This window comes from Paraclostridium bifermentans (assembly GCF_964259345.1).
Taxonomy (GTDB): Bacteria; Bacillota; Clostridia; order Peptostreptococcales; family Peptostreptococcaceae; genus Paraclostridium; species Paraclostridium bifermentans_B.
In genome coordinates this window covers 520,023-534,956 of record NZ_CAXVJR010000001.1, presented here as the reverse complement: position 1 = coordinate 534,956, position 14,934 = coordinate 520,023, and the positions used below count along the sequence as shown (strand labels likewise).

Genomic DNA, 14,934 nt, shown 5'->3' with positions numbered 1-14,934 from the left:
GGAAGGTGAAATTAATGAGCAGTAAGAAATTACCTAAAGGAGCTTATGGAGGAGTATCAGGAAAAGATTATGTTCCTTACATAACAGACAAGTCTAAGAGTGGTGCAAACTTAGCGGTGTTAATAATAGGTATAATATTAGCAGTAGTTTTTGCAGCATCGACAGCATATTCAGGTATGAAAGCTGGTCTTACAGTTGCTGCTGGTATTCCGGGATCTATAATAGGTTCAGCGTTTATTGCAGCATTCGCAAAAGGAAAAGGTATTCTTGGAAAAAATATAGTACAAGGAATGGCAAGTGGTGGAGAGTCAGTTGCTAGTGGTATGATATTTGTATTACCAGCGATATTACTAATTGGTAGTCAGGTAACATTTTTAGAAGGATTTATTGTTGGAGTTGGTGGAGTTCTATTTGGTATAGGAGTTGCATCACTTGTTTATAATTATTTAATTATCGAAGAACATGGAAAACTTATGTATCCAGAGTCTATGGCTATATCTGAGACACTTGTTGCGTCAGATGGTGGAGGAGACTCAATGAAATATATGAGTATGGGATTTGGTATAAGTGGAATTATAACTGTATTAACAGCTTCATTTTTTAATGTAGCTAACAATGTTATAAGCTTTGTTGGAGAGAAGTTTTATAAATGTAAATTTGAAGTTGAGGTAAATCCTCTTCTTTTAGGTATAGGATTTATAGTAGGACTTGAAGTTGCACTTACAATGTTTGCTGGATCTATATTATCTCATTTTGGTATAATGCCTTTAATAGGATACTTCACAGATATGGCAGGTGAAGGGGCTAAGGTATGGAATGACCCTAACATGGCTATAAACCAAATGGGAGTAAATGATATTGCTGGTAATTATGTTAAATACATAGGAGCAGGAATGATGCTTTGTGGAGGTATAATAGGAGCAGTTAAACTTATACCAACTATAATAGCATCTGTTAAAGAAACTCTTAATGCAAAATCAGCAGCTGGAGATTCAAATGAAAACTCAGCTCTTCAAAATATAATATTATTAGGTGGAGCAATAATAGCATTTGTAGCAGGATTTTTAATTTCAGGAAGTATAGTAATGGCGATTGTAGGAGCAATTGTATCGCTTTTATTAGCAGCTCTATTTGTTATAGTTGCAGGTCGTTTAACAGGAACAATAGGTACATCAAACTTACCAGTATCAGGAATGACGATAGCATCATTAGTTATAGCAACATTAGTATTTGTTATAATGGGATGGACTGATTTAGCAGATAATAAATCATTATTATTATTTGGTACATTTATAGTTGTTGCTATATCTATAGCAGGTGGATATAGTCAATCACAAAAAGTAACTTATATAATAGGTGGAAGTAAAAGTGAAATGCAAAAATACTTTACTATAGCAGGTATAGTAGGGGTAATAGTAGTTGTTGGGACAACAATATTATTATCAGATCAACTTGTAGTTACAGGAGATAATCCTCCATTTGCATTACCACAAGCTAACTTAATATCAACATTAACTTCAGGTATAATGTCAGGACAATTACCATGGGTTATGGTTATAGTAGGTATATTTATGGCAGTAGTATTATACTTCTTAGATTTACCAATAATGACAGTTGCAATAGGATTCTATTTACCAATAGCAACAACTTCAATAATATTAGTTGGAGCATTAATTCGTGTATTTGTTGAAAAAACAGCTAAAGGTGAAAAAGAAAAAGAAGTTAAGGTTTCAAATGGTATAAGTTTATCATCAGGACTTGTAGCAGGAGGTTCTATAATAGGGCTAATAGGTATAATACTACAAGTATCAGGTGTTATAAAATCATCAGGACCACAAGGGTTTGCAGCAGGAAATATGATGGCTATAATATTATTAATAGTTTTAGTAGGACTTACTACATGGCCAATAATAACATCTAAGGTAAAAAATAATGAAAAATAATGAAGATGTTTTAAATATAGTTTTTAAATTAAGTGACAATATAGAATATGAAGTAAGTGAAAATGGAATTGTTACAGTACTTGAAAAACAAGACCATAAAGTACAACAGTTTTTTAGAAAATTAAAATTTAAGATTCCTATGTATAAAAAAATAGAACTTGATGAATATGGTAGTTATGTGTTTTTACAAATTGATGGTAAAAATAATGTTGAGAAGATAGGTAAAAACTTAGAAGAAAAGTATAAAGAAAAATCATATCCTCTTTACGAAAGGTTGCTACTATTCTTAAATCATATAGATGTTAATTGTCACTACATCGAAAAAATAAATTAAAAATAATAAAAGGATATCTTAAAACTCATTGTTAATAATAACAAGAAGTTTTGAGATATCCTCTTTTTACGCTTAAGTAAACTATATATAACTATTTATTGTATAAATCAGCAACTTTACTCCAATCTATAACATTCCAAATATTTTTTACATATTCAGCTCTACGATTTTGATATTTTAAGTAATAAGCATGTTCCCAAACATCTATTGTAAGTATAGGAGTTAAGCCATCTTTAAGAGTAGTATCTTGATTAGCAGTTGTTTTTATAAATAAGTTTTTGTTATTATCCATAACTAAAGATGCATATCCTGATCCAAATATAGAGATAGCTTTTTTGTTTAATTCATCTTTTAATTCTTCTACACTTCCAAAAGTTTCATTTATTTTTTCTAGTAATATACCACCTGGCATTTTACAAGGATTAGGAGATAAGTTTGTAAAGTATAAGTTATGATTGTAAACTCCACCACCTTGATTTATTACTGATTGTCTTATTTCTTCGGGAATTTCATTTGGATTTCTAAGTATATCTTCTAAAGTTTTACCTTCTGTGAAACTTGGATAGTCTTTTAAAATATTATTTAAATTATCAACATAAGTTTGAAGATGCTTTCCATAGTGAACCTCTATAGTTTGAGCATCTATATAAGGCTCTAAATCAGTAACCCCATATGGTAACATTAAAAATTTACTAAACATAATTAAACACCTCTTTCTAAGTTATATATTCTATATATTCCCATTACTTTTTTATATAAACCTTTTAGATTGAAATTTAATTTTTCTCAATATTACGATATAATTATATAAAAACAAAATTAGAGGGATATTAATGAAAATAACTATAATGCATAAAGAAAAAGAAATAAGTTTTAATATAATATACAGAAAAAGAAAAACTTTAAGTTTGGAAATAAAACAAGATGGAACTATTAATGTATTATCACCTAATGGTGTTGATAAAAATTTTATAATAAATGCAGTAAAAGATAAAGGTGATTGGATATTAAAAAAAGTAGAGGAATTGGAAATTAAAAACAAAAATAAACTTGAAAGAAACTATGAAACTGGAGATATATTTATGTATTTAGGTAAAGAATATAAACTTCAAGTTGTAGTAGATAAAACAGTTACAAGAGCAGAGGTTAAATTAAAAGATGAAAATATTATAATAAAAGTAAATAGTAATAATAAAGAATATATTCAACAAAATTTAAAACTTTGGTTTGCAGATGAAACATTAAAAATAGTTAAAGATAGAGTGAATTATTATTCAAAATATTTTAAAGATAATGTACGTGCTATTAAAATAAAAGATCAAAAAACAAGATGGGCTAGTTGTACATATAAAAATGAAATACTATTTAATTTAAGATGTTCTATGGCTCCTATAGAAATAATTGATTATGTAGTAGTTCATGAAATGTGTCATATGGAACATAGGAATCATTCTAAAGACTTTTATAACGCTGTAGGTAAGATCATACCTGATTATAAAGAAAAGATTAAATGGTTAAAAGACAATGGAATGAAAATGAATATATAAAATTTTTAGAAAATTCAATGAAAATATTGACAAAGCAAATATAAAAGTATACTATGTTAAATATAAACAAAAAAAGTTAAATTAAATGCAATGAAGAGGAAAGTAACTTTAAGAATACTTTTACAGAGAGCTTTTGTTGGTGAGAAAAAGCAAAGGATATTAAAGTGAAAATGGCCTTGGAGCTGTGTACCGAGATCTATTAAGATTTAGGCTACAACGGGTTCACCCGTTACAGTGATAGAGTATAACCAAAATTTTGGCGTACTTGATGAGATTTGTATTGTGAGATACAAATAAATTAGGATGGTAACACGAAGTCAACTCTCGTTCCTAAGATTAATTTCTTAGGAATGGGAGTTTTTTTAATACCCAAAATTAAGGTTAGCATTAAAAAAATTAAAAAAAGGGAGAGATTGATACTATGAAACAAGAAGTTAAAAAAGGAAATCCATTAGCATTATTACCACTAGGTATATTTTTAGTACTATTTGTTGGAAGTGGAGTTATAACTGGAGATTTTTATAAAATGCCAGCGTTAGTAGCCTTTTTAATAGCAGGCGGTGTGGCTTTATTGTTTAATAAAAAAGAAAGTTTAGAAACTAAAATGAATGTATTTTGTAAAGGAGCAGGAGATACAAATATTATTTTAATGGTTATTATATTTTTACTTGCAGGAGCTTTTTCAAGTGTAGCTAAAGCAATGGGAGGAGTTGATTCAACTGTTAATTTAAGTTTATCAATACTTCCATCAAATCTTTTAGTATCTGGATTATTTATTATAGGATGTTTTATATCGATATCAATGGGAACATCAGTTGGTACTATAGCAGCATTATCACCAATAGCATTAGGAATAGCTCAAAAGACAGGAATACCAGTAGCATTAGTAATAGGAGCAGTTGTAGGTGGAGCTATGTTTGGAGATAATTTATCTATGATATCAGATACAACTATAGCAGCAGTTAGAACGCAAGGGTGCGAGCTAAAAGATAAGTTCAAAGTTAACTTTTTAATAGTTTTACCAGCTGCTATAATAACAGCAGTACTTTTAACAATTGTAACTTTAGGTTATAGTAGCACAGCTAGTCAAACGTATGAATATGAGATAATAAAAGTATTACCATATATACTAGTTTTAACTGGGGCACTACTTGGAGTTAATGTATTTGCATTACTTGGAAGTGGTATTTTATTTGCTGGTACTATAGGATTAATTTCTAACTCATTTGATTTACTAGGACTTATAGGGGCGATATCAGAAGGTATGGCAGGAATGTACGAACTTAGTTTGTTAGTAATTGTAGTTGGTGGAGTAGTATCACTTATTAAGTTTAATGGTGGAATAGATTATATACTATATTTTATAACTAGTAGAATAAAAAGTAAAAAAGGTGCAGAATTTGGAATTGCAGCACTAGTAAGTGTTATAGATTTATGCACAGCAAATAATACAATAGCAATAGTTACAGCGGGACCTTTAGCTAAGGATATTGCTGATAAATATGATATAGACCCAAGAAAAACAGCAAGCATATTAGATATATTTTCATCTTGCTGGCAAGGAGTAATACCTTATGGAGCACAGTTATTGACTGCAGCTGGAATCGCAGGAATATCACCAGTTGAGATACTTAGATATCTTTACTATCCAGGATTAATGTTTTTATGTGGAATTGCATCTATAACATTTTCTCAAGTTGTGGTTAAAAAGACAAAGTTAAAAGAAAATATATAAAATATAAATAAAAAAACTAAAATTTATTTATTCAAAGATATTTATATGTTTTATATAAATATCTTTGGATATTTTATAGATGAACTACTAATTAGCTGATTTATTCTTAGTTAATATAATCTCATCATTCTTATATTTAATATTATAATCAGAAAATATAATTAAAGTTTCATGTAAGCCTGTAGTGCTAATTACCCCCATAGCTTGAAAAAATGATATATTACCCATATCAGATATCATAGGAGCAAATCCAACGAATCCTAAAAATGCAGAGTCGGCACTTTTATTTCTAAGAGCATATTTACACCTATTTCTATCGCTATCTTTAATGACTACATTATCGAGAACTTTTAAACCTTTAATTATTCTTTTATCAGTTATAATAATTTTTAAATCTCTATTTTTAAGAGCTGTATATAATTCTGATCTACTTGCTACTTTATTCATATAAATGCCCTTTCTAAAAAATTAATTTTATATTTATATTATAGCATGAATATTGAAATTTTAATTAAGTAAGTAAAATAATAAAAATTGAAAATTACAAGTTGATACTTAAAGTTAATAGTTATATAGTTAATATATCGTGATTATAATAATTTTGAAAAGGTGATATATATGGATATAATAGATATATTTAAAGAAAATAGAAATGAAGAAAATGCAGTATATATGAAAAAATATATGAAAGATAAATTTGACTTTTTAGGTATAAAAAGTTCTAAAAGAAAAGAACTTCAAAAAGAGTTTTTTAAGGATATAGATAAAAAAAGTCTAATTGATAAAACTTTAGTAAATAACTTGTGGAGCGAAAATTATAGAGAATACCAATATGTAGCAATAGATTATCTTATTAAAAAGAAAAAGAAATTGGCAAAAGATGATATTTTATTTATAAAAAAATTGATAACAAATAAATCTTGGTGGGATAGTGTAGACCTTATAGCAAGTCATTTATTAGGTGAAATTTGCAAATTATACCCTGAACTAGTTGATGAATACATTATTGACTGGAGTAAAGATGAAAACTTGTGGATTAGAAGGAGTGCAATATTATATCAATTAAAGTATAAAGAAAACGTAGATACAAATACTCTAGAGCGTGTTATAAGAAATAATAAAGAAGATAATGATTTTTTTATAAGGAAAGCTATTGGATGGATGCTTAGAGAATATTCTAAAACTAATAAAGAATGGGTTAAGGTATTTATAAGTAAAAATGAACTGAGTAAATTGAGTATTAAAGAAGCTAGTAAGTATTTATAAGAGTATTGAAAATAAGACAATAAATAAAAAAATAGAACTATAAAAAAGGAAATATTATTTAGAATAATAAATATTATTTCCTTTTTTTTGAAAAAATATATTAAAAGTTATTGATAATCAATATCAAGTGTGTTATTATTTATTTTGTAGTGATAATTAATATCAAATGAGATAAATATATACATAAATTTTATTATTAATTAAGGGGGACTTTTAAATGAGTGTTCACAAAATGCAAGTCGGAAGTAGTGCAGTGATAGATTATATACAAGGAAATAATGATTTCACAAGAAGATTGTTAGCTCTAGGCTGTACAGAAGGAACTAAAATAACTTTAAAAAAAATAGCTCCATTGGGAGATCCAATGGTAATTAATTTTAGAGGATTTGACATAGCTCTTAGGAAACAAGAAGCTAAATTTATAAAAATAAAGTAATTTGATTTAGGGGGAAAGTAATAATGATTAAAGTGGCATTACTAGGTAATCCGAATGTAGGAAAGACTACAATATTCAATGCTTTAACAGGACTAAAGCAAAGAGTAGGTAACTGGCCTGGAGTTACTATAGAAAAAAGAGAAGGTCAACTTGGAAAAAATATAAAAATTGTTGACTTACCAGGAATATATGCAATGGATACATATTCGAATGAAGAAAAAATATCAAAAAATTATTTAGAACAAGAAGATGTAGATGTAATAGTAAATATAGTAGATGCATCTAATTTATCAAGAAACTTATATTTAACAACTCAACTTATGAAATACAATAAGCCTATCGTAGTAGTTTTAAACATGATAGATATGGCAAAGGCAAAAGGAATAGATATAAATATTGAAAAACTAGAAAAAGAGCTAGGTGTTAAAGTTATTACTATGGTTGCTAAGAAAAAAGTTGATAGCAAAGAACTAGAAAAAACTATAATAGATAGCTCAAATTCAGCGGTATTGTATAAAGCTTATCCAGAAAAAGAAATAGATACATATAAAGAACTAGAAAAATCTTTGAATAAATGTGTAAATCTTAAAAAAGAAAACAGTAAGACTTTAAGTGATAAAATAGATAATGTTGTGCTAAATCCAATTTTAGCATATCCAATCTTTATAGGTCTTATATATGTGTTATTTAAGTTTACTTTCAATTGGGTTGGAGGTCCGTTACAAGAATATACAGGAGGACTTATAGAAACCTACTTACAAGGACCTGCGAGTGAACTTTTAGCAAATTCAAGTCCATGGTTTAATTCGTTAATAGTAGATGGAATATTAGGTGGACTTGGAGGAGTATTACCATTTTTCCCATTAATATTTGTTTTATTCTTAGGAATAACATTGCTTGAAGATAGTGGATATATGGCTAGAATAGCATTTTTAATGGATAAAATTATGGCTAAAGTTGGATTATCAGGAAAAACATTTATACCTATGATTATGGGAATAGGATGTTCTTCACCGGCTATAATGGCAACTAGAACATTAGATAGTGAGCAGGATAGAAAAATAACTGCACTTATAGCACCTTTTATGACTTGTAGTGCTAAGTTACCTATATATGCAATGTTTGCAGCTATATTTTTCCCAAATAATGAAGAAATAGTTACAATGTCTTTATATGCAATAGGTGTTGTAGTTTCTATATTAGTAGCATTATTTATAACAAGAAGTCAAAACTCTTATGAATCTGCACCATTTATAATAGAATTACCTAAATATTCTATGCCAACAATTGGACAATTATTAAAAAATACTTGGAACAGATCAAAAGGATTCTTAGTAAAAGTTTGTACTATAATGTTTGCAATGTCTATAGTTATATGGGGATTATCATATTTTAACTTTAATGGATTTACATCAGAGATAAATGATAGTTTCTTAGCAAGTCTTGGAGGATTAGTAGCTCCTATATTTAAACCACTTGGATTTGGAGATTGGAGAGCAGGAGTATCAATATTAACAGGGCTTTCAGCTAAAGAAATAGTAGTATCAACTATGGAAATAGTATATGGAGATTTAGATACAGTACTTCCAACAATGTTTACAGCTGTAACAGCATATGGATTCTTAGTATTTAGTGCCCTATATACTCCATGTATAGCAGCACTTGCAACTATGCAAAAAGAATATGGAACAAAGATGACGGTAATATCATTTACATATCAATTCTTTGTTGCATGGGTAGCAGCTTTTTATGTATATCAAATAGGAACTTTAATAACTGTAGGATTTAGTACAGCAAATGTAGTTAATTTAGCAATAGGAACTATAGTTATTGTAGGTATATGTTTCATAATTTATAAGAAACTACAAAAACTAAATTTAAATAAAGAAATAGAATTAAAAGGAAAATTAGAAACAGCTATTTAATAAACAAGTAAAGAGGGTGAATTTATGTGTGTATTGATTTTAGGTGGACACGAGTGCATGGAAAAAGATTATAAAGCTATGCTAGGTGAAAAAGGATACAATACTAAAATATATACTAAAATGCCTTCAGGACTTAAAAAAAGAATTGGAAATCCTGATGCTATAGTATTATTTACCTCGACAATATCTCATAGTATGGCAGAAATGGCTATAAGAGATGCTAGAAGAAAAAAGATACCGGTTATAAAGGTTAGAAATAGCAGTAAAGTAGCCTTTAGCACTTGCATAGAAAATATAGATAGATGCTTAGGAAACTGTAGTGAATGCAAGTTAAATTGTAGAAATTAATTAAAATTTAAAATATGTAAAAATGGCTATATCAATATAAATTTGAGATAGCCATTTTTACTAATTCATGTTTTTTAAATCTTTAGATTCATCTTCTAAGGATTTTTTAGGTAGTAATAGATTAAGTGTAAAAGAAATTAAAGCTGATAGTATAACAGGAGAATCACCTATTATCATAGATAGCCAACTTGGTAAAAGTTCAATAGACTGAGGAACCATATATATTCCCATACCTAGAGATAAAGATAAAGCTACTATAGTGGTATTTCTAGTAGATAATTCATCTTTTATAATAAGTTTTATACCCGTCAGTGTAATCATACCAAACACAGTTATAGTAGCACCACCCAATACACAATGCGGTATAGTAGTCATCAAAGCACCAAATTTAGGGACAAATCCAGCTATTAATAAAAATATAGCAGCTAATCTTAGAACGTATCTGCTAATGACCTTGGTAATAGCAACTATACCTACATTTTGACTAAATGAAGATGTTGGAAAAGCACCAAATATAGAACTAATAAAGGTACATACTCCATTACCAATTAAACCACCAGACAATTCATCATCCGTAATTTCTCTATTTAGTCCTGCCATTGACGTTGCAGATAAATCACCTATAGTTTGAACTGAATTAACCACACATATTATAACCATTGAAATAATAGCAGAAGGATGAAATTCAATTCAAAATTCAAAAGGTTTAGGTAAAGAAAACCAAGACGCTCTACTTACACTAGAAAAATCTACTATTCCAACAAATATAGATAATATATAACCAACTAATATAGCGCAAAATATAGATGATAGCTTTAAATATCCTTTAGTAAAGTTGCTTATAAATAGTGAAACTAAAAGTGTTATTATTGCTATTGTCCAATTAAGTATAGAACCATAACTATCAGAACCGATTCCTCCTGCCATATAGTTTATAGCTATATCATAAAGTGAAAGTCCAATAACAAGTACCACTGTTCCAGCTACGACTGGTGGAAAAAAATTTCTGAACTTTTTAATACAAAGTCCTATTAAAATCATTACAATACCACCTATTAATTGAGCACCGAATATAGCTGCTAAACCATAATCAGAACCAATAGACGTTAAGGTTGGGACATATGCAAAACCTACGCCAAATATTACAGGTAAACATGCACCTATTTTTTTGAATGAATAAAGTTGAATTAAGGTGGATAACCCAGAAAATATAAGAGCTGACTGTATCAATATAGTTTTTTCTTCTAAAGTAGATCCAACAATACCAGATATTATTATAGGTACAGTTATAGTACCTACTATCATTGCAAGGATGTGTTGAAGAGAAAGTGGTAATGCTTTACTCAATGAAGGGGTGCCATAAAAGTTAAACACAGAAGAGCTTTTGTTTTTATTCAAAATATCACCTTCCTTATGAAGCAATTTGACTACTTAAAAAATTTTATGCTTTGAAAATAAAATAAATTCTTAGAGGTTGATTACTAACATAATTTGCAAATAAAAGAGCAAAATATTAGTTGATAATAAAATTGTATGGATGTGATAATTAATATGAATATATTCATTGAACTTAGCATGCTACTTCTTAGTAGTATATTAATTTGTTTAGTAAAAAATTATATAATAAACATAATTGGACTAATAATACTTACTATATATTCAATTACCTTCTTAAAAACTGTTTACATAGCAAAAAAGAAAAGCAATCTTAAAAAGTCTAATATGATACTACTTATTTTAGAGTATATATTTTTATATATAAATATAAATGTATTTACTAAAATAGGGTTTAGTATAGGTCAATGGGTTATGAGTAATATGGGAATATTAACTGGTGTGATATATATATTAGCTATATCAATAATAATCACCCTATGGATTGTTATTACTATAATATGGGTATTTAGAATGCCTAAAGAATATAGTATTTTAAAATCAAGTACAATAGTATTTACAGTAATAACCATAGTTTTATTTACAAGTACTGTTTATTATGCAAATTTGTTTGAAGATTATAATAATTATTATAGTAATATTGAAATAAATGAAGAGAAGGGTTTGTTTTTAAGTGATGGAAATAGGGTTGAAGACAGGATTGATTATTTATATTTTAGTAGTGTTATGATATTTACAATTGGATATGATGAAGTTAGTATATTAGGTTCGGGATTGAAAATTATAGTGGCAAGCGAAATGTTTATATCATATTTACTTATGTGTATATTTGTACCAAGTATTTTTACGCTAATAAGCTCAAAAGACTAAAAGAGACTATCTTTAAGGATGGTCTCTTTTTATAATGTAAAAATTTATATTAAAAATCTTTAGAAAATCTTTAGATTTATATACAAGATATCTTTAAAAATTAAGACTAATATATAAGTATAGAAAAACTTAAAAGGAGGTTTTTATTTATGTTATTATATATTAGAGAAAAAATAATGTAGTGGGGTAATAATTATGAATTTTAATGTTTTAGTTGTAGAAGATGAACAAGATATAGCTTATGCTATAAAAGCATACTTAAACAATCAAGGATATAACGTATTTATTGGAAATAATGGGGTGGAAGGACTTGAAATACTAGAAAAAGAAAACATACATTTAGGAATTATAGATATAATGATGCCAAAGATGGATGGAATAGAATTTACAATGAGGTTAAGAGAAAATCACGATTTTCCAGTAATAATGTTATCAGCAAAATCTGAAGAAATAGATAAAATAACAGGTTTAAATATAGGTGCTGATGATTATGTTACAAAACCCTTTAAGCCATTAGAACTTTTAGCTAGAGTAAATTCTCAACTTAGAAGATATAAAAAGTTTTTAAATATGGTAGAAAAGAGTGTAAACAATGAAAACTTATATACTATAGGTGGGTTAGAATTAGATACAAATACTAAAGAAGTTAGTGTAGATGGAAAAATTATAAAAACAACTCCTATAGAATTTAAGATACTTACTTTACTTATGAAAAATCCAGGAAGAGTATTTTCAGCTGATGAAATATATGAAAAAGTATGGAAAGAAAGAGCAGTAAATACAGATACAATAATGGTTCATGTAAGAAATATACGAGAAAAAATTGAAGTGAACCCGAAAAACCCAAAATATTTGAAGGTGGTGTGGGGCGTTGGCTACAAAATTGAAAAGCAATAAAAATATTATAAGTTTAATAGCAGTTTTAATAATACTAATAGCTTCTATAGGTATGGTTCTATCATATCCTAGAATCGAAAAAGATAGTGAAAAATTTGGATATAATATATATGATAACGGCAAGTTTAATAATGATTTATTAAAAGCAAATTATGGACTTTATTATGATATAAAAAATGAAAATAGTGATAGCAAATTATATCCAGAAACTTTTATGTTAGAAAAATCACCTGAATATGATAGTATTACAAAATATAATGAAGCTAACAAGGACTACATAGAAAATCAGAAAAAAGAATTTAACCAAACTATAGAAGGTTATAGTGATTATTTAAAAAGTGATTTAAGAAACTTAGAGTATTATGCTATAGATAAAGAAACTAATAAAATAAAACAAAATCAAAAAGGTCAGATTAATTTATTGATAGGTAAAACAGAAGCAGCTGTATTAAAAGATTTAAAAGAGACTTATGATTATTACATAGTTTTAGACTATGATGATAAAGGGAATTTAACTATAAAAAAGATAAATGGTGCAAATAAATATGATGCTGAAATAAAACTAGACTCAAGCGATAGTGGAATATTTAATAACTTAGAAGGCTATGAAGTTAAACCAATTAAAAATATGACATATGTATATGGGGTTGAAAAAGACTTAAAATATAAAGATAGTATATATTATCAAAAAATGAGTGAAGAGCAAGATGCTTATGGTCAAGCTTCGTTTTTATTTATAAATATAGCGGTAGGATTTGTTTTAATAGGAAGTATGATACTTCCATATAAAGAATTAAAAGAAATAAAAATAATTAATAAAGTATTTAAAATTCCTTTTGAAATATTAATAATTATTGTTTGTACAGCATTTATGTTACTTTACTTTGGTAATGAGCAAATAATTAGAGAAAGAATATTAGATATAAAAACATTAGAAAATAACCAAATAGTTAAAGATATATTAATCTATTTAATAAGTACTATATATTGGACAGTTTTATTTAGTATTGAATTTTTATGTGTAGTTTTATTAAAGCATATTATAAAAGTGAATCCTATAGATTATATAAAACAAAGATCTTTAATATGTAGAGGATTTAGGTATATATACAAAAAAGTAAAGTATTTATTTATTTGGGCATCTGATATAAAATTAGGAACAAAAAATAATAAAAAAGTTATAACTATATTATTAATAAATATGGTTGTAGTAGGGCTTCTATGTTCTATATGGATGTTTGGAGTATTTATTGTACCTATATACACAATAGTACTGTATATAATTATTAACAAAAAATATGCAAAAGTAGATAACGACTATAAAGAGCTACTTAAAATAACTAAAAGTATTTCAACTGGAGATTTAAATACAGATACAGATAAAGATTTAGGTGTATTTAATTTATTAAAAGATGATATTGTAAATATACAAACAGGATTCAAAAAAGCTGTAGACGAAGAAGTAAAAAGCCAGAAGATGAAAACTGAGTTAATATCTAATGTAAGTCACGATTTAAAAACTCCATTAACTTCTATAATAACTTATGTAGATCTTTTAAAAGATGAAAACTTAAGTGAAGAGAAAAGACATATGTATATAGATACACTAGATAGAAAGTCTGAGAGATTAAGAGTTTTAATAGAAGATTTATTTGAGGTTAGTAAGGCTAATAGTGGAAATGTTAGTTTAAATATAATAGATGTAGATGTAGTTTCTCTTATGAAACAAACTTTACTTGAAGTTGATGATAAGCTAAAGTCGTCAAACTTAATTATTAGAAAAAATTTACCAGAAGATAAGGTTATATTAAAATTAGATAGTCAAAGAACTTTTAGAGTATTTGAAAATTTACTTATTAATATAAGTAAGTACGCAATGTCTTCTTCAAGAGTTTATATTGATATAGAAGATGGTAGTGATAATGTTAAAATAAGTTTTAAAAATATGACAGCGGAGGAAATTGACTTTAATGTTGATGAGTTGGTAGAAAGGTTTGTAAGAGGAGATAAGTCTAGAAATACTGAAGGTAGTGGACTAGGTCTTGCTATTGCAAAGAGTTTTGTTGAACTTCAAGGTGGTAACTTTGATGTTTGTATTGATGGAGATTTGTTTAAAGTTGTAATAGTATTTAAAAAATAGGGTATACTGTGGGCTTCGGGTTAATATATAAGTTTTGCTCCAAAAGCTGAAAAAATCGCTGCGCTCATGTCGCCGACGTAGTCGCTCAAAGATGCTTT

13 protein-coding genes, 1 pseudogene and 1 other annotated feature are annotated in these 14,934 nt (G+C 27.4%); of the genes and pseudogenes, 11 read left to right on the top strand and 3 right to left on the bottom strand.

Features of this window, described 5'->3' with window-relative positions:
* The first annotated feature begins 14 nt into the window (after window positions 1-14).
* A complete protein-coding gene (locus ACEXNK_RS02740; RefSeq protein ID WP_373599756.1) occupies window positions 15-1,943 on the top strand; it encodes an OPT family oligopeptide transporter in 1,929 nt (642 codons plus the stop codon).
* Window positions 1,933-2,277 (top strand): PqqD family peptide modification chaperone, encoded by a 345-nt coding sequence (locus tag ACEXNK_RS02735; RefSeq protein ID WP_373599757.1) that lies wholly within the window; start codon window positions 1,933-1,935, stop codon window positions 2,275-2,277. The genes ACEXNK_RS02740 and ACEXNK_RS02735 overlap by 11 nt, the downstream gene beginning before the upstream one ends.
* 91 nt (window positions 2,278-2,368) lie before the next feature.
* On the opposite strand, the gene ACEXNK_RS02730 is transcribed toward ACEXNK_RS02735, so the two are convergent.
* Window positions 2,369-2,977, bottom strand: coding sequence for a superoxide dismutase (locus ACEXNK_RS02730; protein WP_373599758.1), 609 nt, complete (start codon window positions 2,975-2,977; stop codon window positions 2,369-2,371).
* A 133-nt stretch (window positions 2,978-3,110) separates the two neighbouring features.
* Here ACEXNK_RS02730 and ACEXNK_RS02725 point away from each other — a divergent pair, with 133 nt between their 5' ends.
* Together ACEXNK_RS02725 and ACEXNK_RS02720 are read left to right on the top strand one after the other, a co-directional pair.
* The gene (locus ACEXNK_RS02725) at window positions 3,111-3,824 is read left to right on the top strand and encodes a M48 family metallopeptidase (protein ID WP_373599759.1); all 714 of its coding nucleotides are present in this window, start codon (window positions 3,111-3,113) and stop codon (window positions 3,822-3,824) included.
* An 81-nt stretch (window positions 3,825-3,905) separates the two neighbouring features.
* Window positions 3,906-4,159, top strand: a binding site (T-box leader).
* A gap of 86 nt (window positions 4,160-4,245) precedes the next feature.
* Window positions 4,246-5,559, top strand: a complete 1,314-nt coding sequence (locus tag ACEXNK_RS02720) for a Na+/H+ antiporter NhaC family protein (protein ID WP_373599760.1) — start codon at window positions 4,246-4,248, stop codon at window positions 5,557-5,559.
* An 87-nt stretch (window positions 5,560-5,646) separates the two neighbouring features.
* On the opposite strand, the gene ACEXNK_RS02715 is transcribed toward ACEXNK_RS02720, so the two are convergent.
* On the bottom strand, window positions 5,647-6,006 hold the full coding sequence (locus ACEXNK_RS02715; RefSeq protein ID WP_373599761.1) for a hypothetical protein: 360 nt from the start codon (window positions 6,004-6,006) through the stop codon (window positions 5,647-5,649).
* Between the two features lie 171 nt (window positions 6,007-6,177).
* Between ACEXNK_RS02715 and ACEXNK_RS02710 the strand changes: the two genes are divergently transcribed.
* The 4 genes from ACEXNK_RS02710 to ACEXNK_RS02695 all read left to right on the top strand — a co-directional run bounded on the left by ACEXNK_RS02710 (window position 6,178) and on the right by ACEXNK_RS02695 (window position 9,534).
* A complete protein-coding gene (locus ACEXNK_RS02710) occupies window positions 6,178-6,825 on the top strand; it encodes a DNA alkylation repair protein (RefSeq protein WP_373599762.1) in 648 nt (215 codons plus the stop codon).
* Between the two features lie 217 nt (window positions 6,826-7,042).
* Window positions 7,043-7,261: a FeoA family protein gene (locus ACEXNK_RS02705; RefSeq protein WP_373599763.1), complete on the top strand. Its 219-nt coding sequence runs from the start codon at window positions 7,043-7,045 to the stop codon at window positions 7,259-7,261.
* 23 nt (window positions 7,262-7,284) lie between these two features.
* Entirely contained in the window at window positions 7,285-9,186 is a 1,902-nt protein-coding gene (gene feoB, locus ACEXNK_RS02700) for a ferrous iron transport protein B (RefSeq protein WP_373599764.1), read from the top strand.
* Between the two features lie 24 nt (window positions 9,187-9,210).
* Window positions 9,211-9,534 carry a DUF2325 domain-containing protein gene (locus ACEXNK_RS02695; protein ID WP_373599765.1) on the top strand — a complete coding sequence of 108 codons (324 nt, stop codon included), beginning with the start codon at window positions 9,211-9,213 and terminating at the stop codon, window positions 9,532-9,534.
* A gap of 60 nt (window positions 9,535-9,594) precedes the next feature.
* Here the strand turns inward: ACEXNK_RS02695 and ACEXNK_RS02690 are convergent.
* Window positions 9,595-10,908 (bottom strand): annotated as a pseudogene (locus tag ACEXNK_RS02690) (uracil-xanthine permease family protein).
* A gap of 177 nt (window positions 10,909-11,085) precedes the next feature.
* On the opposite strand from ACEXNK_RS02690, the gene ACEXNK_RS02685 reads away from it, so the two are divergent.
* From ACEXNK_RS02685 to ACEXNK_RS02675, 3 genes are all read left to right on the top strand, one after another.
* The gene (locus tag ACEXNK_RS02685) at window positions 11,086-11,799 is read left to right on the top strand and encodes an ion channel (RefSeq protein WP_373599766.1); all 714 of its coding nucleotides are present in this window, start codon (window positions 11,086-11,088) and stop codon (window positions 11,797-11,799) included.
* A gap of 195 nt (window positions 11,800-11,994) precedes the next feature.
* On the top strand, window positions 11,995-12,696 hold the full coding sequence (locus ACEXNK_RS02680; RefSeq protein WP_373599767.1) for a response regulator transcription factor: 702 nt from the start codon (window positions 11,995-11,997) through the stop codon (window positions 12,694-12,696).
* Window positions 12,671-14,836, top strand: a complete 2,166-nt coding sequence (locus ACEXNK_RS02675) for a sensor histidine kinase (protein ID WP_373599768.1) — start codon at window positions 12,671-12,673, stop codon at window positions 14,834-14,836. Before ACEXNK_RS02680 ends, ACEXNK_RS02675 begins: the two co-directional genes overlap by 26 nt.
* Window positions 14,837-14,934 lie beyond the last annotated feature (98 nt).

Excerpts from the sequence above, each read along its gene's own strand:
- ACEXNK_RS02740 (WP_373599756.1), top strand. The coding sequence starts at position 15 with ATGAGCAGTAAGAAATTACCTAAAGGAGCTTATGGAGGAGTATCAGGA.
- ACEXNK_RS02735 (WP_373599757.1), top strand. The coding sequence starts at position 1,933 with ATGAAAAATAATGAAGATGTTTTAAATATAGTTTTTAAATTAAGTGAC.
- ACEXNK_RS02730 (WP_373599758.1), bottom strand. The coding sequence starts at position 2,977 with ATGTTTAGTAAATTTTTAATGTTACCATATGGGGTTACTGATTTAGAG.
- ACEXNK_RS02725 (WP_373599759.1), top strand. The coding sequence starts at position 3,111 with ATGAAAATAACTATAATGCATAAAGAAAAAGAAATAAGTTTTAATATA.
- ACEXNK_RS02720 (WP_373599760.1), top strand. The coding sequence starts at position 4,246 with ATGAAACAAGAAGTTAAAAAAGGAAATCCATTAGCATTATTACCACTA.
- ACEXNK_RS02715 (WP_373599761.1), bottom strand. The coding sequence starts at position 6,006 with ATGAATAAAGTAGCAAGTAGATCAGAATTATATACAGCTCTTAAAAAT.
- ACEXNK_RS02710 (WP_373599762.1), top strand. The coding sequence starts at position 6,178 with ATGGATATAATAGATATATTTAAAGAAAATAGAAATGAAGAAAATGCA.
- ACEXNK_RS02705 (WP_373599763.1), top strand. The coding sequence starts at position 7,043 with ATGAGTGTTCACAAAATGCAAGTCGGAAGTAGTGCAGTGATAGATTAT.
- feoB (WP_373599764.1), top strand. The coding sequence starts at position 7,285 with ATGATTAAAGTGGCATTACTAGGTAATCCGAATGTAGGAAAGACTACA.
- ACEXNK_RS02695 (WP_373599765.1), top strand. The coding sequence starts at position 9,211 with ATGTGTGTATTGATTTTAGGTGGACACGAGTGCATGGAAAAAGATTAT.
- ACEXNK_RS02685 (WP_373599766.1), top strand. The coding sequence starts at position 11,086 with ATGAATATATTCATTGAACTTAGCATGCTACTTCTTAGTAGTATATTA.
- ACEXNK_RS02680 (WP_373599767.1), top strand. The coding sequence starts at position 11,995 with ATGAATTTTAATGTTTTAGTTGTAGAAGATGAACAAGATATAGCTTAT.